Annotated in this window: 19 protein-coding genes; 14 read left to right on the forward strand and 5 right to left on the reverse strand. The window is 37.7% G+C overall.

All coding sequences use genetic code 11. The features are described 5' to 3' along the window. Nucleotides 1-11 precede the first annotated feature (11 nt). The 6 genes from kdpA to BMX49_RS09480 all read left to right on the forward strand — a co-directional run bounded on the left by kdpA (nucleotide 12) and on the right by BMX49_RS09480 (nucleotide 8,503). Complete coding sequence (gene kdpA, locus BMX49_RS09455) at nucleotides 12-1,706, forward strand: potassium-transporting ATPase subunit KdpA (RefSeq protein ID WP_034720201.1); 1,695 nt, start codon at nucleotides 12-14, stop codon at nucleotides 1,704-1,706. 19 nt (nucleotides 1,707-1,725) lie between these two features. Beyond that, nucleotides 1,726-3,768: a potassium-transporting ATPase subunit KdpB gene (kdpB, locus tag BMX49_RS09460; RefSeq protein ID WP_034720203.1), complete on the forward strand. Its 2,043-nt coding sequence runs from the start codon at nucleotides 1,726-1,728 to the stop codon at nucleotides 3,766-3,768. A gap of 23 nt (nucleotides 3,769-3,791) precedes the next feature. Continuing rightward, nucleotides 3,792-4,349: a potassium-transporting ATPase subunit KdpC gene (gene kdpC / locus BMX49_RS09465; RefSeq protein ID WP_034720205.1), complete on the forward strand. Its 558-nt coding sequence runs from the start codon at nucleotides 3,792-3,794 to the stop codon at nucleotides 4,347-4,349. A 160-nt stretch (nucleotides 4,350-4,509) separates the two neighbouring features. Next, entirely contained in the window at nucleotides 4,510-5,592 is a 1,083-nt protein-coding gene (locus BMX49_RS09470) for a porin (RefSeq protein ID WP_034720208.1), read from the forward strand. 44 nt (nucleotides 5,593-5,636) lie between these two features. Beyond that, nucleotides 5,637-6,749, forward strand: coding sequence for a histidine kinase (locus BMX49_RS09475; RefSeq protein ID WP_034720210.1), 1,113 nt, complete (start codon nucleotides 5,637-5,639; stop codon nucleotides 6,747-6,749). 44 nt (nucleotides 6,750-6,793) lie between these two features. Next, on the forward strand, nucleotides 6,794-8,503 hold the full coding sequence (locus tag BMX49_RS09480; protein WP_034720212.1) for an ATP-binding protein: 1,710 nt from the start codon (nucleotides 6,794-6,796) through the stop codon (nucleotides 8,501-8,503). Between the two features lie 7 nt (nucleotides 8,504-8,510). Here BMX49_RS09480 and BMX49_RS09485 read toward each other — a convergent pair whose 3' ends face one another. The 5 genes from BMX49_RS09485 to BMX49_RS09505 all read right to left on the reverse strand — a co-directional run bounded on the left by BMX49_RS09485 (nucleotide 8,511) and on the right by BMX49_RS09505 (nucleotide 14,517). Beyond that, nucleotides 8,511-9,335 carry an alpha/beta hydrolase gene (locus BMX49_RS09485; protein ID WP_034720214.1) on the reverse strand — a complete coding sequence of 275 codons (825 nt, stop codon included), beginning with the start codon at nucleotides 9,333-9,335 and terminating at the stop codon, nucleotides 8,511-8,513. A 167-nt stretch (nucleotides 9,336-9,502) separates the two neighbouring features. Further along, the gene (locus BMX49_RS09490) at nucleotides 9,503-10,267 is read right to left on the reverse strand and encodes an META domain-containing protein (protein ID WP_051803807.1); all 765 of its coding nucleotides are present in this window, start codon (nucleotides 10,265-10,267) and stop codon (nucleotides 9,503-9,505) included. Nucleotides 10,268-10,666: 399 nt separating this feature from the next. Continuing rightward, nucleotides 10,667-11,167, reverse strand: coding sequence for an FKBP-type peptidyl-prolyl cis-trans isomerase (locus BMX49_RS09495; RefSeq protein ID WP_034720216.1), 501 nt, complete (start codon nucleotides 11,165-11,167; stop codon nucleotides 10,667-10,669). Between the two features lie 136 nt (nucleotides 11,168-11,303). After that, the gene (locus BMX49_RS09500; RefSeq protein WP_034720218.1) at nucleotides 11,304-13,421 is read right to left on the reverse strand and encodes a type IA DNA topoisomerase; all 2,118 of its coding nucleotides are present in this window, start codon (nucleotides 13,419-13,421) and stop codon (nucleotides 11,304-11,306) included. A gap of 193 nt (nucleotides 13,422-13,614) precedes the next feature. After that, nucleotides 13,615-14,517, reverse strand: coding sequence for a M23 family metallopeptidase (locus BMX49_RS09505; protein WP_034720223.1), 903 nt, complete (start codon nucleotides 14,515-14,517; stop codon nucleotides 13,615-13,617). 204 nt (nucleotides 14,518-14,721) lie between these two features. Between BMX49_RS09505 and BMX49_RS09510 the strand changes: the two genes are divergently transcribed. The 8 genes from BMX49_RS09510 to BMX49_RS09545 all read left to right on the forward strand — a co-directional run bounded on the left by BMX49_RS09510 (nucleotide 14,722) and on the right by BMX49_RS09545 (nucleotide 23,344). Further along, nucleotides 14,722-15,744: an NAD(P)H-dependent glycerol-3-phosphate dehydrogenase gene (locus tag BMX49_RS09510; RefSeq protein WP_034720225.1), complete on the forward strand. Its 1,023-nt coding sequence runs from the start codon at nucleotides 14,722-14,724 to the stop codon at nucleotides 15,742-15,744. Beyond that, a complete protein-coding gene (trhA, locus tag BMX49_RS09515; protein WP_034720227.1) occupies nucleotides 15,744-16,412 on the forward strand; it encodes a PAQR family membrane homeostasis protein TrhA in 669 nt (222 codons plus the stop codon). The genes BMX49_RS09510 and trhA overlap by 1 nt, the downstream gene beginning before the upstream one ends. 144 nt (nucleotides 16,413-16,556) lie before the next feature. After that, a complete protein-coding gene (gene mqo, locus BMX49_RS09520) occupies nucleotides 16,557-18,062 on the forward strand; it encodes a malate dehydrogenase (quinone) (RefSeq protein ID WP_051803808.1) in 1,506 nt (501 codons plus the stop codon). A 26-nt stretch (nucleotides 18,063-18,088) separates the two neighbouring features. Then, on the forward strand, nucleotides 18,089-18,478 hold the full coding sequence (locus BMX49_RS09525) for a hypothetical protein (RefSeq protein WP_034720229.1): 390 nt from the start codon (nucleotides 18,089-18,091) through the stop codon (nucleotides 18,476-18,478). Nucleotide 18,479: 1 nt separating this feature from the next. Next, nucleotides 18,480-18,968 (forward strand): hypothetical protein, encoded by a 489-nt coding sequence (locus tag BMX49_RS09530; RefSeq protein ID WP_034720232.1) that lies wholly within the window; start codon nucleotides 18,480-18,482, stop codon nucleotides 18,966-18,968. Further along, a complete protein-coding gene (locus tag BMX49_RS09535) occupies nucleotides 18,965-19,582 on the forward strand; it encodes a DUF1684 domain-containing protein (protein WP_034720234.1) in 618 nt (205 codons plus the stop codon). Before BMX49_RS09530 ends, BMX49_RS09535 begins: the two co-directional genes overlap by 4 nt. 80 nt (nucleotides 19,583-19,662) lie before the next feature. Continuing rightward, complete coding sequence (locus BMX49_RS09540) at nucleotides 19,663-20,472, forward strand: glucose 1-dehydrogenase (RefSeq protein WP_034720235.1); 810 nt, start codon at nucleotides 19,663-19,665, stop codon at nucleotides 20,470-20,472. Between the two features lie 196 nt (nucleotides 20,473-20,668). After that, on the forward strand, nucleotides 20,669-23,344 hold the full coding sequence (locus tag BMX49_RS09545) for an MGH1-like glycoside hydrolase domain-containing protein (RefSeq protein WP_034720238.1): 2,676 nt from the start codon (nucleotides 20,669-20,671) through the stop codon (nucleotides 23,342-23,344). The last annotated feature ends 16 nt before the right edge of the window (nucleotides 23,345-23,360 follow it).

Below are 23,360 nucleotides of genomic sequence, written 5' to 3' on the forward strand. Positions count from 1 at the left end.
ATTAATACAAAATGAATATAGAATTACTGGGACTCGTCCTCATGTTCGTTGTCACCTTGGTTTTAGCAATTCCGCTCGGGAAATATATTGCTAAAGTGTACGGTAACGAAAAAACCTTTTTGGATTTTATCTTTCATCCAATTGAAAAATTTTTATTTCGTCTTTCGGGCATCAATCCTTTAGAAGGCTGGACCTGGAAAAAAAATATGATGGCTTTATTGGCGATCAATTTTGTTTGGTTCTTATTAGGAATGTTAATTTTCATGAATCAAAGTTGGTTGCCTTTAAACCCAGACAATAACGCAAGTCAAAGTGCTGATTTAGCTTTTAATACGGTAATTTCCTTTTTAGTGAACTGTAACTTGCAGCACTATTCCGGGGAATCGGGCGTAAGTTATTTGGGACAATTGTACTTAATGTTTCTACAGTTTACCACCGCTGCAACTGGAATGGCTGCGGTAGCGCATGTTTTTGTCGCCTTCAGAGAAAAAACGAGTGAAACTTTAGGAAACTTCTTTAACTTTTTCGTGAAATCGGTTACCAGAATTTTAATACCACTTTCAATTGTAGTCGGTTCTATTTTATTGATTAATGGAACGCCCATGACTTTCAATGGTAAAGACACAATTACCAATATGGAAGGTCAAAGTGTGGATGTTTCCACGGGTCCAGTTGCGGCTTTTGTGCCGATCAAACATTTGGGAACAAACGGTGGTGGATTTTTCGGAACCAACGGAGCTCATCCTTTAGAAAACCCGACTTACATTACCAACTTTACAGAAATGGTTTCGCAAATGTTGATTCCTTTCGCTCTGGTTTTCGCTTTTGGATTTTTTATAAAAAGAAGAAAATTAAGCTGGACTATTTTTGCGGTTATGTCAATTGGATTTTTATCCTTAATGGCCATGAACGTTGCCTTTGAAAATGCCGGAAATCCTGCAATTCAGGAAATGGGCGCTAATATTTCTTTAGGGAATATGGAAGGTAAAGAGATTCGGTTCGGTTCATCAGCTTCCGCTTATTGGAGTATTGCAACAACGGTGATCTCAACAGGATCCGTAAATTCTATGCACGATAGTTATATGCCGCTTTCAGGAATGAATATGTTGCTGGCGATGATGATTAATAGTTTCTATGGTGGAGTCGGTGTTGGGATTTTAAATTACCTCGTTTTCATTATTCTAGCTGTATTTATCAGTGGTTTGATGGTGGGAAGAACTCCAGAGTTTTTAGGTAAAAAAATCGAAGCTAAAGAAATGAAAATCGCGATGATGATTGCTTTACTTCATCCCTTTTTAATATTGGCTGGAACGGCTTTGACCGCTTATCAACCGGAGCTCGGAACGGCGACTTTAAATAATCCTTCCTTTCATGGTTTTAGTGAAATGCTTTACGAATTTACTTCAGCTTCCGCGAATAATGGATCAGGGTTCGAAGGATTGGGCGATAATACACCTTGGTGGAATATTTCAACTGGAGTCGTATTGATTCTCGCAAGATTCTTACCGATCATCGGACCGGTTGCCATTGCTGGATTCCTTGCTCAGAAAAAGTTTATACCAGAAAGTGCCGGAACTTTAAAAACAGATACGCCAACTTTTGGTTTAATGACTTTGGGCGTGATTTTATTGATCGCAGCATTGGCTTTCTTCCCAGCATTAACCTTAGGCCCGATCGCTGAATATTTGACTTCGATCACCAAATAATTTTTGATAATTATAAAAAATGAATACAAAAAATACGCAAAATCTTTTTCAAAAGGATTTAGTCAATGAAGCGCTGAAACAGTCTTTTATCAAGCTGGATCCACGCGTGATGATCAAAAACCCAATTATGTTTTTGGTGGAAGTCGGAACAGTTGTAATGTTCGTAGTTTCGCTATGGACCTTAATGGGAGAAAAAAGTCAGGGAAGTTTCGGCTACAATTTCACCATATTTATTACGCTCTTTCTCACGGTTTTATTTGCAAATTTTGCAGAAGCCATCGCTGAAGCACGTGGAAAAGCACAAGCAGATACCTTGAGAAAAACAAGAGAAGAAACGCCGGCCAAATTAATTGTAGAAAATAAACGCGGTTTCGACGTAGAAACGGTTCAGAAAATGTCTGCTCAAATGCAACTCGGCGATATCTTCCTTTGTGTGGCCGGCGATCAAATCCCAATGGATGGAGAAATTATTGAAGGTTTAGCAACCATCGATGAAAGTGCTATCACAGGAGAAAGTGCACCGGTAATTCGCGAAGCGGGTGGAGATAAATCTTCAGTTACGGGTGGAACAAAAGTTCTGTCGGATCGAATTAAAGTGAAAGTCAATACCAAACCTGGTGAAAGTTTTTTAGATAAAATGATTGCTTTGGTCGAAGGTGCATCGCGTCAGAAAACACCCAACGAAATTGCTTTAACTATTCTATTAGCCGGATTTACTTTGGTATTTATCATCGTAACCGTAACGCTGAAACCATTTGCAGATTATTCTCAAACTCCAATTACGATTGCCGCTTTTATTTCCCTTTTCGTCTGCTTAATTCCAACAACTATTGGCGGTTTACTTTCAGCGATTGGGATTGCCGGAATGGATAGAGCCTTGCGTGCCAATGTGATTACAAAATCAGGGAAAGCCGTAGAAACTGCGGGCGATATCGATGTTTTACTTTTAGATAAAACAGGAACAATAACAATAGGGAATAGAAAAGCCACTCAGTTTTATCCTGCCAATGGACTTTTAATGGACGAGTTTGTGAAAGCGGCGGCATTAAGTTCACTCGCAGATGAAACCCCGGAAGGAAAATCTATTTTGGAGTTGGCTGCATTAAAGCCGGAAAATCTGATTGTAGAGAATCCAACTTTTATAGAATTTACGGCTGAAACCAGAAGTTCTGGAGTAGATTTCGGGGACACCCAAATCAGAAAAGGTGCGTTCGATTCTATCAAGCAGATTGCTGAAAAGGCGGGAAATGACTTTCCCGCAGAGATTGAAGAATCCGTTAAAATGATTGCTGGGAATGGCGGAACTCCGTTAGTTGTTATCAAAAATAATAAAGTACTGGGCGTAATCGAATTGCAGGATATCATCAAGACCGGAATGAACGAACGTTTCCAAAGGTTGCGTAAAATGGGGGTGAAAACCGTGATGGTTACAGGAGATAATCCTTTAACTGCTAAATATATCGCCGAAAAAGCGGGTGTTGATGATTTCATTGCCGAAGCGAAACCAGAAGATAAAATGAACTACATCAAACGCGAACAGGAAAGTGGAAAACTCGTTGCCATGATGGGCGATGGAACAAATGACGCACCGGCTTTAGCGCAAGCAGATGTAGGTGTGGCGATGAATAGTGGAACTCAAGCTGCAAAAGAAGCTGGAAATATGGTGGATTTAGATAATGATCCAACCAAATTAATTGAGATCGTTGAGATCGGTAAACAACTTTTAATGACGCGTGGAACTTTAACCACGTTCTCCATCGCGAATGATGTTGCCAAATATTTTGCCATTATTCCAGCTTTGTTTATCACGTTTATTCCGGCTTTGCAATTTTTAAATATTATGAATTTGCACAGTCCACAAAGTGCCATTTTATCAGCGGTAATATTTAATGCGATCATTATTCCTTTTTTAATTCCGTTGGCGTTGAAAGGCGTTGAATACAAACCAATCGGTGCAAGTGCGTTGTTGAGAAGAAATCTTTTTATCTACGGCCTCGGCGGAATTATCGTCCCATTTATCGGTATTAAACTGATCGATATGGTGGTGACCGTCTTTATGTAAATTTTAAAATAAAACTTTAAAAAATGAAAAAATATATCAGACCAGCTTTAGTCCTTACTTTAGGAATGGTCGCAGTAATCGGAGTTTATACGTTAGTCGTTTTTGGAATCGGAAAAGTAGTTCCGAATAAAGGACTCGGAAATCAGATCACGGTGAAGGGTCAAAAACAATACGCCAATATCGGACAGCAATTTACGCTTCCACAGTATTTTCATGGTCGTCCGTCAGCTGTAGATTACAACGCTGCCGGAAGTGGTGCGAGTAACAAAGGACCAAACAATCCGGAATATCTGGAGCAGGTTCAAAAGAGAATCGACACTTTACTAATGGTTAATCCAACGATGACCGAAGTTAAAATTCCTGTTGACTTAATTACCGCAAGTGGAAGTGGTTTAGATCCTAATATTTCTGTAGCGGCAGCCGAATTTCAAATCGATAGAGTAGCCAAAGCCAGAAATTTATCCACTGAAAAAGTGAAGGATTTAATTGCTGAAAATTCAGCAGCGGAGAACATTGTATTCTTTGCTCCTCAAAAGGTGAATGTGCTGAAATTGAATGCAGCTCTGGAGAATCTTAAATAATACAAGTAGAGAAAGAAAATAGATGAAAGATAAAAGATGTGACGTAATTAACAGAAATAGTTAACAATAATTTTAAAAACTGTAATTCACTTTAATAGATCACCTTAAAATTTAAGCTCTAAAATCTAAAATCTAAACTCTAACATCTAAAAAATAAATAATGAAAAAATTAATTTTATCAGCATCTTTATTGGTTTTTGGAATTTTCAATGCGCAGGAACAAATAGAAACTGCAGTTCCAAAAGTTACTTTTTCCGGTTACGCCGAAATATTTTACACCTACGATTTCCATCAACCGGATAATCATATTCGCCAACCTTTTCTTTATACCTACAATCGCCACAACGAATTTAATCTGAATTTAGGTTTGGTGAAAGCGAATTATGCGACAGAGAATATGCGCGCTAATTTGGCTTTAATGGCGGGAGCTTATCCGCAGGATAATCTGGCTGCAGAACAGGATTTGTTGAAACACATTAATGAAGCTAACATTGGTTTCAAGGTTTCTAAAACGAAAAATATCTGGATTGATGCTGGAATAATGCCTTCACACATCGGGTGGGAAAGTGCGATCGGAAAAGATAATTTGACTTTAACCAGAAGTATTGCCGCTGAAAATTCTCCGTACTTTGAGACGGGAGCGAAGATTTCTTACACTTCAGATAACGGTAGATTTTTCTTAAGTGGCTTGGTTTTAAATGGCTGGCAAAGAATCGCTCGACCAGAAGGAAATCAGACTTTAGCTTTCGGACATCAGTTGTCGTATAAATTCTCTGATAATTTCAGTTTGAACAGCAGTTCATTTGTCGGAAATGATAAACCGACCGATGATAAAAGAATGCGCTATTTCCACGATTTGTATGCAAACTTTACGCTCGGCGAAAAATGGTCTGGTATCGCAGGTCTTGACCTCGGTGCAGAGCAAAATGCAAAAGGAAGCGAGAAATACAATTCCTGGTATTCTCCGAATTTATTGCTGCGATATGCGATTACCGATCAGACGAAAATTGGTGGAAGAGTAGAATATTTTAATGATGAAAAAGGCATAATTATCGGAACCTCGACTCCTAATGGCTTTCAAACTTTCGGATATTCCATAAACATCGATCATGAAATTCATAAAAATATATTGTGGCGAACAGAAGCGCGTGGATTTTCTTCCAAAGACGCTATCTTTATGAAAGATAATCTGCCGGAAAGCACGAACTTCTTTATCACCACAAGTCTTTCAGCCTGGTTTTGAAACTGAAAAAGCTTCAACTCATATATAATAGTAACAAATCATCAATGTCTTCAGCTGAACATTTTCTAGAACTTATCCAAAGATCCAAACGCGGCAAATTCAAGATTTATATCGGAATGAGCGCCGGCGTGGGGAAAACTTATCGAATGTTACAGGAAGCACACTCGTTGCTGAAGCATGGAATTGATATTAAAATTGGGTATATCGAGCCGCATCTTCGAGCTGAAACGATTGCTTTGGTAGAAGGTGTTCCTATAATTCCACGAAAATCTATTTTTTATAAAGGAAAATATTTAGAGGAAATGGATGTTCAAGCGATTATTAATGACCATCCCGATATTGTAATTGTTGATGAATTGGCGCACACGAACGTAGAAGGAAGCGCGAACAAGAAAAGATGGCAGGATGTTTTAGAAATTTTGGAGGCAGGAATTAACGTCATCAGTGCCGTGAATATTCAGCATATCGAAAGTTTAAATGAAAGCGTAAAAAATATAATCGGCATCGAAGTCACAGAAAGGGTTCCCGATAAAGTTCTCGCATTGGCGGATGAGGTTGTGAATATCGATTTGACGGGTGACGAATTAATTGCTAGACTAAAAGAAGGGAAAATTTACCCTGCAGACAAAATTGAAGTGTCCCTGAATAATTTTTTTAAAAGTGATCATATTCTGCAGCTTCGGGAATTGGCTTTAAAGGAAGTCGCCACGCACGTTGAGAAAAAAGTTGAAACAGAAGTCACCAAATCGGTCAATACACGACCGGAAAAATTCTTAGCTTGCATTAGCAGCAATGAAAAAACGGCCAAAGCGGTAATTCGGAAAACGGCACGATTGGCCAGTTATTACAACAGTCGCTGGACGGTTCTATACGTTCAATTACCGAAGGAAAGTGCAGATAAAATTGCTTTAGACAAACAAAGATATTTGATTCACAACTTAAATTTCGCCCAAGAAATGGGTGCTCAAGTGGTGAAGAAAAACGGCGCCTCAATCTCGGACACGATTCTGGAATATGTGCAAGAAAATAAAATCACCACGGTTTGCATTGGGAAACCACATCATAATTTTTTTCAACAGGTTTTTCGCCTCAATTGGTTTCATAACTTTGTCACCAAGATGATGAATGAAAAAGTGGATATCATCATTCTTTCCTGAAGAAGGTCGCAATACGATTTTAAAAATATAATTTCTTTCATCAAATGAAAATTAAAACCAAACTCACGCTCGGTGTAGGATTATTATTTCTAATGATTGTCCTGTTATCCGTTGTAAGTGCGTTGAACATCTACAAGCAAAAATCTGACACAGAAAAAATTCTGATTGCCAATTATAACTCATTGGAATATTCTAAAAATATGATATTGGCTTTGGATCGCATCGATACAGACAGTACGCAAACTGAAATCTTCAAGAATAATCTCGTCCTGGAAAGTAAAAATCTGACCGAAAAGGGTGAAAAAGATTCTTATCAAAGTTTAGTTTCCCACTTTCAAAATTATCAGCAATTACCCAATATTGAAAGTGAAAAATTGATCAGAAATGATTTGGTGGATATTATGCGTCTGAATATGACGGCCATTGTGCAGAAAAGTGATACGGCGATTGAAACCGCGGAGACTGCCACGACTTGGGTAATTTCTCTCGGAACCATTTGTTTCATTATCGCCTTTACGTTGCTCTTTAATCTTCCGGATAACATCGCGCGGCCGATTAAAGAATTAACGGAAAGTATCAAGCAGATTGCCAATAAAAACTATCATGAACGTGTTAACTTCGAAGGAAGTGAAGAGTTTGAAGACTTAGCCAACTCCTTTAATTCGATGGCAGAAAAGTTGGAAGAATATCAAAGCAGCAGTTTGTCGAAACAGTTGATGGATAAAAAACGCGTCGAAATGTTGATTTCCAATATGCATGATCCTGTAATTGGGTTGGATGAAAATAATCAAATCAACTTTATTAATGAAGAAGCGCTGAAAATTTCTGGCTTATTTCGGGAAGATGTCGTTGGGAAATCTGCCGCAGACATTGCTGTGAATAATGATTTGCTGAGGGAATTGTTGCGTAATGCTGGAGCGGAAGAGAAATTAGAAGTACCGATGAAAATTTTCGCCGACAACAAAGAAAGTTATTTTGAACAGGAAATCATTCCGATCAGTATTATTCCGACCGGTGAAACTGAGAAGAAAGATGCGGGTAAAGTAATTTTACTAAGAAATATTACGGCTTACAAAGAACTGGATTTTGCGAAAACGAATTTTATCGCGACCGTTTCTCATGAATTAAAAACACCGATTTCTTCGATGAAAATGGGCACGCAATTATTGAAGAATGAAAAATTCGGAAATTTGAATGAGCAGCAGAAAGAATTGTTGAAAAGCATTGAAGAAGATGGCGAAAGATTGCTGAATATTACGGGTGAGCTGTTGAATTTATCTCAAGCCGAAAGTGGAAATATCCGGTTTAATATTAAAGATTGCAACGTTTCTGATTTGGTGAAAACCGCGGTCAGTAATAACTTGATTATTGCGGAGAACAAAGAAATTAAACTGATCTCTAACCTGAAGACTAAGAGTGAGGACGCGATAAAAGCCGATTTTGATAAAACCGTTTGGGTTTTAAATAATTTCCTAACGAACGCGATCAAACATTCTGAAGTCGGGCAAAAAGTGATTATCGTCACCGATCAAATTGGAGATAAAGTCAAGTTTTCTGTACAGGATTTTGGTAAAGGAATCGATCAGAAATACCATTCCAAAGTTTTTGACCGGTACTTTCAAATTCCAGAAGATCATCAGACCGGAACTGGTTTGGGTTTAGCCATCAGCAAGAATTTTATTGAAAAACAAGGAGGTTCAATCGGTTTGGATAGTGAAGAAAACGGCGGAAGTATTTTCTGGATGACTTTGTAAGAAAGTTTTATTTGCTGTTCTTTTTCATGAAATTAACGGTTTCATCAAAACGATTGCTCCACGGAAAAAAATATTGCAAAATCATAGGAATATGACTTTTGTTGACCATGATCGGTTTAACATCAGGTTGAAATTTGTTCAGTTTCGTTACAAAATGTTTGTTGGCCGTAGTTATAGATTCGTGCGTTTTTGAACCGACGTAAATTAAAAAGGGCGGCGATTTCTCATCCAGAAAATTAATGGGAGACGCTTGATACCAGTTTTCTGGCTTGTTGCTCCAAGTCGCCAGATAGTCATCTTCGGATGTTGGTGGAATTTTTTCTAGATAATCTTTCATGTCAATCCCAGCGCCATCATTTAAAATGATTCCTGAGATGGAGTTAGAGTCAATCCCAAATTTTGGGTTCAAAACGGCGGAAGCACCCAATTGCGCGCCCGCGGAATGTCCAGTCACGAAAAGCTGATCAGGATTTCCTTGGTAAGTTGAAATGTTTTGCTGCACCCATTTTACGGCAGCTGCAATTTGTGTTGTCATTTGATCTACATTCGCTTTCGGACTTAGAGTATATTCCGGCATTACTGTAATCACGCCTTTCTTGGCAAAATTTCTGCCAAAGAAACCGTACTGATCTTTATTGCCGCTGTTCCAATTGCCACCGTGAACAAAAATAAGCACGGGTAATTTTTTCTTTGTAGGATTATTAGGAACGAAGATGTTGAGTTTCAAATCTTCCGCATTTTTGGAAGAACTGTAAACGATATCTTTATATTTTTGAGACTGCCAACTCATCATGAGAAAAGACCCGAGCAGGAGATAAATAATTTTTTGCATACTTAAAAATACGAGATTTTAGTGGAAGCGGTTTTGCATTTTTGATGAAACTGCTATGCTTAACTTTAATTCGAATCATTTCCCGCTATAAATTAAACTAAAAAAACCTCGAACAGGAATGTTCAAGGTTTCTATATTGGTTCTGCCTAGTGAAGATTCTGTTCAAATTAGTTCGTTTCGAAAACGGCAAAAACTTTATTTCCAGCGTCTTTCAAAATCAACATTTTATCTTTCACTTGATAATTGTTGGCATTTTTAAAGATGTTAGCAAAGGTTTGCTCATTCAGTTTAACATCCGGACAAGCCATTTTCGTCATTGCCATGTTAGGATTAAAGGTAATGGTGTTTTTACCAGAAAGCGTATAGTTACCACTGAAAGAGTTACAGCCTGCGAAACCAGTGATTTTACCACCGCTTCTCAACATAAATCCTTGCTCTTTTTCTTGGTTAGGAACCATCGTTACTTTTTTTCCGTTCAACTCTTTCAAGCTCCAATAAGTATTTAAGGCCGGATCTTTACTCATCTCAGCAAAGACAGCAAGAGGTGCTCTTCTTCCTACGTTCAGCATTAGTTGACCGTTATTTAGCGTAAAGTTATCAGCAGTTTTCAATACGTCCATTACCTCTTTTTCAACGTTCATATCATACGGTGCGCACATCATTCTGGTACTCGCAACTTGGGTAAAGTTAATTTGAGTTCCATTTTTTACCATGTAATTTCCGTTCAAAGTATTACATCCAGCGAATCCAGTAATTTTATTATTGGCGTCGAAATCGATGAACACTGGTTTGCTGGTCGTAATTTCTCTTCCTTCTAAGGAGATTAATTCCCATTTCTTATTAATGGTTTCTGCCGTAGGAGTTACGGTGTTCGACACGGGTGCACAACTTGTTACGATTGCTGCAAGAGCTAAGGCTAGTACTGTCTTCATATTGTTTTATTTTAGTAGTTAAAATTTAATTCTAAAGATTGAAAATCATCGTTTAAGTTTCTGGTAAAGAAAAAAGTAATGATCTCTATAGTTAATAGTTAGCGTTGCAAATGTCAGTCCGAAAATATTTTAACGATATTGATGTAAATATCATTTTTTGATATTTAAAGGGTTTTACTTTGAAAATTAATTAATAACATCGAATTAATGAGAGGAAGTGGTAAGGTTTCAACTTAAATTATCTTTAAAAATGAAATGTTATTTATTGTAAATTTTATAAAAATATCCTGATAATTTTAGATATTATGCAAACCATAGAGTTGAGTTTTGTTTTAAACTCATTTTGATAAACAAAAATAGCTGCGAAATAATCGCAGCTATTATAAAAAAATTTGGTGATTAATGAACTTCCGTCCCATCAGCTCCATGAACGTGGCCGTGAGCCAATTCATCTTCTGTTGCTGGTCGGGTAGACTCTAATTCAATATCAAAATGCAACGTTTTTCCAGCCATTGGATGGTTTAGATCTACAGTTACCGTTTCTTCAGAAACTTCTAAAACAATACCGCTCACATGATTTCCCTGAGCGTCTTGAAGAGGTAACATCGCACCAATTGGTGGCATTCCTGAGTCAGCAAACATTTCTACGGGCAATTGCGTTGTTGCTTCTTCAATTTTTTCGCCATATCCTTCCTCTGGAACGATGGTAAATGATTTCTTGTCGCCTGCAACCATACCTTGAAGTTCTTCTTCAAACTTGGGCAACATCATGCCGACACCGTATAAAAAGGTAAAAGGATTTTCAGCCTCTGTAGTTTCGATGAAAGTTTTTTCACCATTTTCTTCCAGGGCGTTCAACGTGTAATGTAATGCTACGACTTGATTTTTGTCTATTGTCATGAGATAATTGTTATCAAGGATTTCAAATCCTCTTATTAAAATTGTATGTTTTAATGGGTAACGCTTAGGTTAAACCTATTGGGTGCAAAGGTAATAAATTCAAATAAACTGAAATTTAAAACTACGAATGCGATTACTAATCTGCTTTTAATTCAACATCGGATTCGTCAGTTAAATGTAAAACTCCTTCCGTTAAACCCTCGGGATGTTCTGTAAATCCTTTCAGTTTTGAAGATTTTCCTTTGGTAATGATGTCCTGAATTTGCTTTTCAGTGAGTTTCTTTCCAAACAAAAGGAAAGGAACTTTAAATCCACAGCCTTTATAATTGGAACAACCAATAGCGGTTTTGCCTTTCATCAACTTGGTTTGTTTGCATTTTGGGCAGTCTTCTTCCTCCCAAACAATCGCTACAATTTTCCGGGGCGCTGTCTCTTTCTTCTCTTTCGGTTTTACTTCTTCCTGAAAAGAAATCACTTTCGCTTTTTCGTTAATGACTGTTCTGGTTAAGTTGGTTACCATCGCTATCAATTCTTCTTTAAATTGAGTCGCATCATATTCTCCACGCTCAATCTTTCTAAGTTTAGATTCCCATTCTCCTGTTAATTCAGGACTTTTTAATAATTCATCTTGAATGGTGTCAATCAATTCTACACCAGTTGAAGTTGCAAAAATGTTTTTCTTTTTCCGCTCGATATATTTTCTTCGGAAAAGGGTTTCAATAATATTGGCTCGGGTAGATGGTCGGCCAATGCCGTTGCTTTTCATCATCTCGCGCAGTTCTTCGTCTTCCACTTGTTTCCCCGCGGTTTCCATGGCGCGCAATAAAGTAGCTTCCGTATAAGCTTTCGGAGCACTTGTTTTTCCTTGATGAATTAAAGGTTTGTGTGGCCCTTTTTCACCCGCTTTAAATTCCGGAATCGTCTGCTCTTCCTCCTTCTCCTTTTTTTCGCTGTCTTCTTTTTTGTCTTTAAGGTAAACTTCTCGCCAACCTAATTCCAGGATTTGTCGCCCAGTTGTTTTAAAGGGAATCGTCCCAACTTGACCTTCTACTAAAGTATTGGAGATTTTACATTCCGGATAAAAAACAGCGATAAAACGTTTCGCCACCAAATCATAAATCAGTTTTTCTTCGCGACTTAAATTGGACGAAGGTGGAATTTCCGTCGGAATAATGGCGTGGTGATCGGTGACTTTAGCATCATCAAAAACGGTTTTCGATTTGGGAATCGCTTGCGTCAAAAGTGGCGCGGTCAACTCAGAATAAAAATTCATTGATTGCAGAATACCACTAATCTTTGAATGCAAACTTTCGGAAAGGTAAGTCGTATCAACACGCGGATAAGTCGTATGTTTTTTTTCGTACAAACTTTGAATATACTTTAAGGTATTCTCGGCGGAAAAACCAAATTTTCGGTTGGCTTCAACTTGCAAAGCCGTCAAATCAAAGAGCCGTGGATTCTTTTCTTTTCCTTCTTTAATTTCAAAAGAGATAATTTCAAAAAGATTTTGTTTTAGATATTCTAATCCTTTCTCTGCTTTTTCTTTCGTTTTTAAACGGTCGATGGCTGCATTAAAAATAACATCTCTGTATTTGGTTTTCAGTTCCCAATATTCTTCCGTTGTAAATGCGTCGATTTCTTTCTGTCTCAAAACTATCATTGCCAGCGTCGGCGTTTGAACTCTGCCAATTGAAAGCACGCTTTTATTTCCGCCAAATTTTCGGGTGAATAATCGGGTAGCATTGATTCCCAAGAGCCAGTCACCAATCGCGCGCGCATTTCCGGCCAGATAGAGATTTTGATAGTCTTCAGCAGGTTTTAAATTAGCAAATCCTTCTTTAATGGCTTCTTCCGTCAATGACGAAATCCACAATCTTTTCATTGGTTTTTTACATTTCGCCTTATGCAAAACCCAGCGCTGAATGACTTCTCCTTCTTGCCCCGCATCACCGCAGTTAATAACTTCAGCACAATCCAAAACCAATTTCTCAATGATTTTAAACTGTCGTTCAACACCTGAGTTTTCTATTAGCTTAATTCCGAACGGATCGGGAATAATCGGAAGGGTAAATAAATTCCAGGATTTAAGGTGCGCACTGTAATCATGCGGTTCTTTCAGCGTACAGAGATGTCCAAACGTCCAGGTAACCCAATAACCATTGCCTTCGAAATAGCCTTGCTTGGGAACATCTGCTCCTAAAACTTTGGCAATATCTCTAGCAACACTTGGCTTTTCAGCAATACATAAAATCATAGGTCAACTTCATTTTTTGGGCGAGCTGCAAATTTGAGTAAATTTTAGCACATAAAAAATAAGTGATTTTTTAAATTCAATCTGCGATATCTTAAATTAAGCTTCTTTAAACCTCCAAGTAGTATTGCAAAATCGTCGTAAAAAAAACGCTCCCAATAATTCGGAAGCGTTTCAATATTTTAAGCGGTCTTTTTTATAAATTCATAAACAGTTTCGGATTAACCGGCGTGTTGTTTTTGTGAACTTCATAATGAAGATGAGGTCCCGTAGAACGACCTGTATTTCCAGATTTAGCAATCACGTCGTTTACTTTTACAACATCATTTGCTTTGACCAAAATCGCAGAAAGATGTCCGTAAAGTGTATCTAAACCGTTTCCGTGTGAAATGATGACACAATTTCCGTAACCACCTTTTACGCCAGCGAAAATTACCTTTCCTGAGGCTGCACTTCTCACCGCTGACCCGTGAGCAACAGCGATGTCTAAACCTTTGTGAAATTTATATTGATCTTTTTCTGCAGGAGCATTATTTTGACTAAGAGTTGCTGTGTTTACAGTAGATGTAGCAGGTTTTTTAATCACATTTCCTAAACTATCTTTTATCTCAATGTATTGTGGTTCTGCTTTCAAAGGACTTATCGAAGCAAGCATTACTTTTTCAGGGAACGGATTCTTTCTTTTTCCAAATTGCGAAGAGATGTAACCATCTGTAGGGATTCCCAAAGGAACTTGCTGCAATTTGGTTTGTAAATCCATTAAATACTGGCTGTAACGATTGGTTTGTTTTGCTAAATAAACAACATTGGAAATACTGTCTTTGGCGAGCATTTCAATTTTGCCATCCGATAGATTTTTGGAAGCTAAGAAAGAATTTAACTCTCTGACGGTGTTGTCAACTAACATCAGATTGTTTTTCATCTCCAAATAATCGATGCTGTCTTTTTCGGTTTTAATGGGAACTAAGTTGACTTGATAAGATTTATCGTCTTTTTCAGCGTATAATTTACCAATGAATAAGGACTGGCCAAAAATAACCATGGCTAATATCCCTAGAATTAAATTGATATTCTTTTTACTGCTTAAGAAATTTTTCATTATTAAAGGCTTGGTTTTTAAAAAATTACGAGTGCAAATGTATTAAATATTTTTAAAAACGATTTTTTCCAAATAAAAGTATTCAAACTCCGCCTGACATTTATTGCAAAATTATTGTTCGCAGGATTCAGAAAGCTTTAATATATTTGTAGTAATGATTCTCACCTGTTCAGATACTTTCGAACAGCATTTAAGTTTTTAATTATGACAAAAAAGAAAGCCCCAAAATTGCAAACGAACAAAACCTCAGTTGGCGTAGTGGGAAGTGGTAGTTTTGCCACTGCAATTGTGAAAATGTTGGTCGAAAATTGCGAAGTGGTTCACTGGTGTGTGAGAAATGAATATGTAAAAGGGGCAATCGAGCAGCGCGGACACAATCCTAATTATTTAACTTCCATTTCTTTTGATCAAAAAAAACTCAAGGTAACGACGGATATCAACGAATTGGTTTCGGCTTGTGAAGTAGTTGTATTAGCAACGCCGTCCATCTATTTGTCTGATGCCATGGATAAAATGACGTGCAACTATGAGAATAAAATTTTTGTCTCGGCAATTAAAGGAATCGTGCCGAAAGTAAATGATGTCGTGGCGCATTATCTTCGGGATGAATTCAAAATTGGCTTCCGTAATCAGGCCGTCATCGCTGGGCCGTGTCACGCAGAGGAAGTTGCCATGGAACGACTATCTTATCTTACAATTGCTGTGGCAGAAGACGATGTTGCAAAAATATTACACGATTTATTTTCTTCTGATTTTATTAATGTGCATTCTACCAAAGATATTTTAGGCAATGAATACAGTGCCATTTTAAAGAATATTTACGCCGTCGGAGCCGGGATTTCCAGTGGGTTAGGGTACGGTGATAACTTCACCGCCGTTTTCGTTTCTAACGCTGTTCGTGAAATGGAAATTTTCCTAGAAGCAGTTTATGAAGTTCCGCGTGATGTTAATGAAAGCGCCTATCTCGGCGATTTATTGGTAACCGCTTATTCATTGTTTTCCAGAAATCGAAATTTAGGAAATCTCATCGGAAAAGGATATACGGTGAAATCAGCCATTCAGTCGATGAATATGGTTGCAGAGGGATATTACGCTGCAGATTCAGTCTATCATACAGCGAAAAAGAAGAAATTGGAAACACCAATAATTGATACGATTTACCGTATTCTGTACGAAGAAAAAAATGCAGAAACTGAATTTAAAAAATTGACTTTACTCCTCAGCTAATGAAGCCCGAGACTAAATATCCCATTCATACTTATTCTAATTTAGAAGAAAAATTGAACGTGTGGTCTCATTTTTTAGGTTTAATACTGAGTGTAATCGGCTTGGTATTGTTGATTTTCAGAGCGCTCGAGCTGGAGAATATCTGGGCAATAATAAGCTTTCCAATTTTTGGGTTGAGTATGATTATTCTTTATTTAGCCTCCACGCTTTACCACTATTCTGAAAATCCTATAATAAGATATCGACTTAATATCTTCGATCATGCTGCGATTTATGTCTTGATTGCGGGCAGTTATACGCCATTTGTGTTGGTTTCATTAAATGGAACAGAAGGGTATGTCATCTTCTCAATTGTTTGGAGCATCGCCTTAGTCGGAATTATTTTCAAAATTTTCTACACGGGTCGGTTTGATATTCTATCGACCATTCTTTACCTCGCCATGGGTTGGCTGATTATTTTCAGTTCCAAAAGTTTACTGCAGAGTCTTGATTTTAATGGGTTGCTTTGGTTAATCTCGGGCGGAATAGCCTACACCATCGGTGCAATTTTATACAGTATTAATAAACTGAAACTGAACCACGCCATTTTTCACCTCTTCGTTTTACTCGGAACTTTCTGTCATTTTATTTCGGTTTATTTTTATGTAATCCCGAATTCTGCTCTTTAAGACTAGGCTTTCAATTATCTTCTTTATATTGTACTAATCATGTTTAAAGCGTGGTTGAATCTTTAGTTGAAGTTAATTTTAACAAACCTTATTCGTTCTAGAATAAAAGTTTTCCCGAAATTCGTCATTATAAAATATAGAAATATGCCTACCTCAGCCAATCATAAACCTCTTCAAGCTCACTACGATGTCGTCTTAATCGGTGGTGGAATTATGAGTGCCACACTCGGAACATTGCTTCACGAACTAGATCCCAATCTCAAAATTATTATTTTCGAACGACTCGGTCGATTTGCCCGTGAAAGTTCGGCCGCCTGGAATAATGCTGGGACAGGGCATTCTGCTTTTTGTGAACTTAATTATACGCCCCAAAGAGAAGATGGCTCCATCGATATTTCTAAAGCAGAAGTTATTGCAGAACAGTTTGAAATTTCAAAACAGTTTTGGTCTTATTTGATTTCTAAAAATTATATCGATAATCCCAAAGATTTTATTAATTCCTGTCCGCACATGAGTTTGGTTTTTGGCAAAGGAGATTCTGAGTTTTTACGAAAGCGCCATGCAAAAATGATTCAGTCACATTTGTTTAAAGGAATGGAATTTTCGGTTGATCACGACCAACTTCGAGAATGGATTCCTTTAATAATGAGCAAAAGAAAAGAGACAGAAGTTCTCGCAGCCACTAAAATGGATTTAGGAACCGATGTGAATTTCGGCACATTAACCCGAAAAATGGGTCGCTTTTTAGCCGAAGATTCTAATGTTGATGTTTACTTATATCACGATGTGAAAGATATTGATCCACGACCAGATGATAAATGGTGGTTGAAAGTGAAAGACCGCTTGCATCAAAAATCGTCTGAAATCACCGCCGATTTTGTTTTTATTGGAGCTGGTGGTTATGCACTTCCCTTGCTCGACAGTACTGATATTCCCGAGAGTGAAGGCTATGGTGGGTTTCCGGTTTCTGGCGAATGGCTCGTAACGCACAACCCAGAGTTGATTGCAAAGCACCAGACAAAAGTTTACACGCTAGCTGGCGTAGATGCGCCGCCGATGAGCGTTCCCCATTTAGATTTAAGGATTATTGACGGTCAGAAAGCTTTGTTGTTTGGACCATTTGCCGGTTTTTCAACCAAGTTTTTAAAAGAAGGCAGTTACCTCGATTTACCCGAAAGTGTGAATATGAAAAACATCAGATCGCTGTTTGGCGCTTGGTGGCACAATTTACCTTTAACCAAATATCTGGTACAACAAGTCGCGATGACCAAAGTGCAGCGAATGCAGCATTTAAGGGAGTTTGTAAAAGATGCTAAAGAAGAAGACTGGCAATTAAAGATTGCAGGACAAAGAGTTCAAATCATCAAAAAAAACGCCGAAGAAGGTGGTAAATTAGAATTCGGGACAGAAGTCGTGGTGAATAAAAGTGGAACCATTGCTTCTCTCTTGGGTGCTTCGCCGGGAGCTTCTACCGCAGCATTTGCCATGCTTCAGGTTTTAGAAAAATGTTTTCCAGATAAAGTTGAGAACGAGTGGAAAGAAAAGTTGATTGAAATCATTCCGACCTATGGTCAAAAGCTATCTGAAAATCCCGACCTTACAGAGCAGAGTAGAAAGTACACCAAAGAGAAACTCGAACTCGATTATTAAAATATACCGACGCAACATTGTTTAAAATGACAACCATTACCAAACCCAAAATTTCGCAAGAACTTCTGGAAGCTCTTCAACCCAAAGTGGAGATTGAAAAGCAGGTGATCGTGCACTGTTGTTTCCCCAGAACAATGTTTTCAGATATGCTGATTCGGATTTGGTCCTCTACTTTTTTACTTGATGAAAGTTTGCAGCATAAGAGCACTTTAATTCACCACGAGAATATTTCACTATTCCCATATTGGACGGAAGTTCCACCCATGAAGGATTATTGGTTTACGTTGGTTTTTTCTGGGTTGCCCAAAGAATGCAAGACTTTCGATTTAAAAGAAGAGATTCCGGAAGATGGTGGATTTTGGGTCAAGAACATTAAGAGAAATACCACTGATGTTTATAAAGTAAAAATTAATTAAAATGAAAAATATTTATTTTCTCCTGCTGATTCCTTTTTTATTTGGAAGTTGTGATACGCGTTATAAGTCTCGCTATACAGCCGTTCCGTTAAGCAAAATGAGCGTAGAAAGAAAAGCGGTTGCCATGGATTTTGTTGAAGCCTATATAAATAAATGCGATAATAAAGACTATTCTGAATTTGAAGGTTTCAATATTTCCAAGAAATTTCAGGCAAAACTATCAGCAGACTCTTTGAAGAGAAGTTGTAATTATCTTCATTACAAAAATGGTAAAATAAAAGTTGAAAAATTGGTTTCTGCTCACACTACTAAATCTCCTAAAGATTTTTTGGATGTTTTAAATTTTAAAATTACCACAGAAAAAAGTACAACACCAGTTTATTTGCACCTCGGCATGTACCGTGATCAAAATTTTATAGAGATGCCTTTTTATGTTTCTGCTGATGAAAGCCATTATGAATCCGTCAGAAAGAAATATATTAAAAAATGAAAAAGTTCTTTATTTTAATGGTTGGTCTGTTGTTGACTTCCTGTGCGTCACAGTCAAAAACAGCCCTGATTTCTGAGATTCAAAAATTTCAGAAAGATTTGAACGCCGAGTTCACCAATCCGAAAAAAACGCCTTTACGAGGAGATAATTTCACCAAATTCACAGAGCATCCGTTCTTCCCCGCGAATTTAAAATATCGGGTTTCTGCAAAACTGACCAAAACTGAAAATGCAGTTCCCTTTGAAATTGAGACTTCTTCCGGCAGGACAAAACCTTACCAAGAGTACGGGAAAGCCAGATTTATTTTAGATGGTCAGGAATTAACTTTAACAATTTATCAAAGTCTGGGTTTAATGAAGCAAGCCGGTTACGAAGATTATCTTTTTCTCCTTTTTCGAGATGCCACCAATGAAATAGAAACGTACGGCGGCGGTAAATACATGGACTTAAAAATTCCTAAAGGTGATACCATTATTTTAGATTTCAACAAATCCTATCATCCACTTTGTGCGTATAATGCCTACGATTACAGTTGTCCGATTGTTCCCGCTGAGAATTTTCTGCCAGTAAGAATTGAAGCAGGCGTAATGTATGAAGACGTGTACCATGACTAAAATAGGTAGTAAAATCTCACGGTAAATTTTAGGTTTGGCTCGATACTTCCTTTCTTTTTTGTAACAATTAAAGTCATGTTATGGAAATTTCTCTTAAAAATCAAGTCGCCATCATCACAGGTTCGTCCAGTGGAATAGGAGCCGGAATTGCGCAATCAATGGCGGAATCTGGTGCAACCGTGGTGATCAATTATCCGTCGGAAAGTTCTTTGGATAAAGCAACTGCGGTTTTAAAAGAAATCACTGATAATGGTGGAATGGGAATGGTTTGCCAATGCGATGTTTCCAAAGAAGATGAAGTTATTATCATGTTTCAGAGCGTGATCAAGAAGTTCGGAACTGTCGATATTTTGGTTAATAATGCCGGAATCCAAAAAGATTCTAAATTTACTGAGATGACTTTGGATCAGTGGAATGCCGTGATCGGCGTTAATTTAACAGGACAGTTTTTGTGTGCGCGAGAAGCAATTAAGGAATTTCTAAGGAGAGGAATCGATCTAACTCGATCCGTAGCTTGCGGCAAAATCATTCATATTTCTTCTGTTCATGAGCTTATTCCCTGGGCAGGTCATGCCAATTACGCCTCGAGTAAAGGTGCGATCAAAATGCTAATGCAGACTTTAGCGCAAGAATATGGAGCCGATAAGATCAGGGTGAATTCCATTTGTCCCGGCGCGATTCAAACTTCTATTAATAAAAATGCCTGGCAAACAACTGAGGAACTGAATTCTTTGCTAACTTTAATTCCGTATAATCGGATTGGTCAACCGCAAGATATTGGCAATTTAGCGGTTTTTTTAGCCAGCGATATGGCTGATTATATTACGGGCGCCAGTATTTTTATCGATGGTGGAATGACGACTTTTGAAAGTTTTTCTGAAAATGGCTAATTCTTTTTGGGCGCCAATCTCCATCTTCCATTCCCGCTTTTTTAGTATTGCAAAAGACTGTTTTTGTAATTGAAGATTTTGTAAGGCAATACTAAAAAGAGCTTCATTCAAGCCGGGGCGCGGATTTTAGCTAGACTCGCAAACTTTTTTTAGTAGAAGTTTTCGTAAATAATAAATCCCTTTAAATTCAAATAAGATGATTGAAGAGAATAAAAGATTACCCGATATCGCTTGGAAAAAGTGGGGTCCCTACGTTAGCAATCGCGAATGGGGCTTGGTTCGCGAGGATTATAGCGCCAATGGTGACGCCTGGAATTATACCAATCACGATACTGCCGAAGCAAAAACTTATCGTTGGGGAGAAGAAGGGATTTGCGGAATATCCGATGATATGCAGCTGTTGGTTTTCTCTTTAGGTCTTTGGAATAAAAAAGACAAGATGGTCAAAGAGCGATTTTTCGGTTTGACCAACGGGCAGGGAAATCACGGCGAAGACGTAAAGGAATATTACTATTATTTAGACAATACGCCGACTCATTCTTATATGAAGATGCTCTACAAGTATCCACAGAATGCTTTTCCATATGAAGAATTATTAGAAAAAAATGCAGAGGCTGGGAAAGAAAATCCTGAATATGAACTAATCGATACGGGGGTTTTTGACCAAAATGAATACTTTGATATATTTATAGAATACGCGAAATCTTCACCTGAAGATATTTTAATTAAAGTTACGGTTACCAATAAATCAGCTATAGATGCACCTTTAATTTTATTGCCGACGATTTGGTTTCGGAATTCCTGGAGTTGGGGTTATGATTATTACCGCCCTCAATTGAACGCCAATAATTCTTCGCAAATTGCCATTGATCACAAGGAATTAGCTGTAAAAAATTTCTATGCAAAACAATCTTCTGATGTTTTGTTTTGCGACAATGAAACCAACAATAAACGATTATTCAATTCTGCAAATGCTGGAAAGTTTTGCAAAGATGGAATTAATGATTTTATAATTAATGGAAATAATAAAGCAGTCAATTCGGGAAAAACGGGAACGAAGGCCTCCTTCGTTATTGATGAAGTAATCGCTGGAAAAACCACTCAGGTTTTCGAATTCAGATTATGCGATCAAGATTTAGCAAAACCTTTTCAGGATTTTGAAGAAATATTTTCCGAAAGAAAAACCGAAGCTGATGATTATTACAAAGATTTGCAAAAAGGAATTTTAAACGATGATGAAAAGCTGGTTCAAAGACAAGCATTTGCGGGAATGTTGTGGAGTAAGCAATTCTATCATTACAGTGTTGAGAAGTGGTTAAAAGGTGATCCTGCCGAGATTCCGCCACCGAAATCCCGCAGGAATATCCGAAACACAGAATGGGAGAATTTCAATTCTATGAATATTATTTCGATGCCGGATAAGTGGGAATATCCTTGGTTTGCGACTTGGGATCTGGCTTTTCATACCTTAAGTTTTGCCATCATCGATTCTGATTTCGCCAAACAACAATTGAAACTGCTAACGCTCGAATGGTTTATGCATCCGAATGGCCAACTTCCTGCGTATGAATGGAATTTCAGTGATGTAAATCCGCCCGTTCATGCTTGGGCAGCATTTCGCGTTTTTAAAATTGATGAAGTTAAAAACGGCAAACCAGATTTACTGTTTTTAGAGGGAGTCTTTCAAAAACTCCTGATGAACTTCACTTGGTGGGTCAATAAAAAAGACCACAACGGCAACAGCGTTTTCTCTGGTGGATTTTTAGGTTTAGACAATATCGGTATTTTTGATCGCAGCGAAAATTTACCCTTTGGTGAAGATTTAGAACAAGCCGACGCCACAAGTTGGATGGCCATGTTCTCGCTCAACATGATGAGAATCGCCATGGAACTGGCTTTGTATAATGAAGTCTATGAAGATATGGCGACAAAGTTCTTTGAACATTTCCTGCATATCGCCCATGCTTTAGATTGCATGTGCGAAAGTGAATTTGGACTTTGGGATGAAGAAGATCAATTTTTTTACGACGCAATTTCTTTAAAAGATGGAACAAATAAACTTTTGAAAATCCGGACTATTGTTGGTTTAATTCCCATGTATGCTGTAGAAGTTATTGATGATGAAATGCTGGACAAACTTCCAAAATTTAAAGAGCGAATGGACTGGTTTTTAAAAAACAAACCAGAACTGGCAGCATTAGTTTCCCATTGGGAAGTAAAAGGCGAGGATTCTAAACATTTGCTTTCTTTGTTGAGAGGTCATCGGTTGAAGAAACTTCTAGAGAGAATGCTCAATGAAAAAGAGTTTTTGAGCGATTATGGCGTTCGTGCTTTATCAAAGGAATATGAAGAAAATCCTTTTCATATTAATTTAGATGGAACTGATTATAAGGTGAAATATCTGCCGGCAGAAAGTGACAGTTATATGTTTGGCGGCAACAGCAATTGGCGTGGTCCTATTTGGTTTCCGGTTAATTTTCTGATTATAGAAAGTCTGCAACGTTTCTTTTTTTATTATAGTCCAGATTTTAAAATTGAATGTCCGACTGGTAGCGGCATCTATTTGAATTTAAATGAAATTGCAGAGTTTTTGGGAAAACGATTATCTAATATTTTCCTGAAAGATGAAAATGGAAAACGCGCTTTCAATGGACAATATCCAAGGTTTCAAGAAGATGAAGATTTTAAGGATTATATTTTATTTTATGAATATTTTCACGGCGACACTGGCCGTGGAGTAGGATCGTCACACCAAACTGGCTGGACAGGTCTCATTGCAAAAATTCTGCAACCACGCTTTCAAGAAATGAAGCTGGTACAAGCGCAGACCGAAACACCAAAGAAGGCTGGTGTGAAAGTTGATGGCAAATAACAAACATTAAATCTTA

The sequence above is a fragment of the Kaistella antarctica genome, assembly GCF_900109615.1.
GTDB classification, from domain to species: domain Bacteria; phylum Bacteroidota; class Bacteroidia; order Flavobacteriales; family Weeksellaceae; genus Kaistella; species Kaistella antarctica.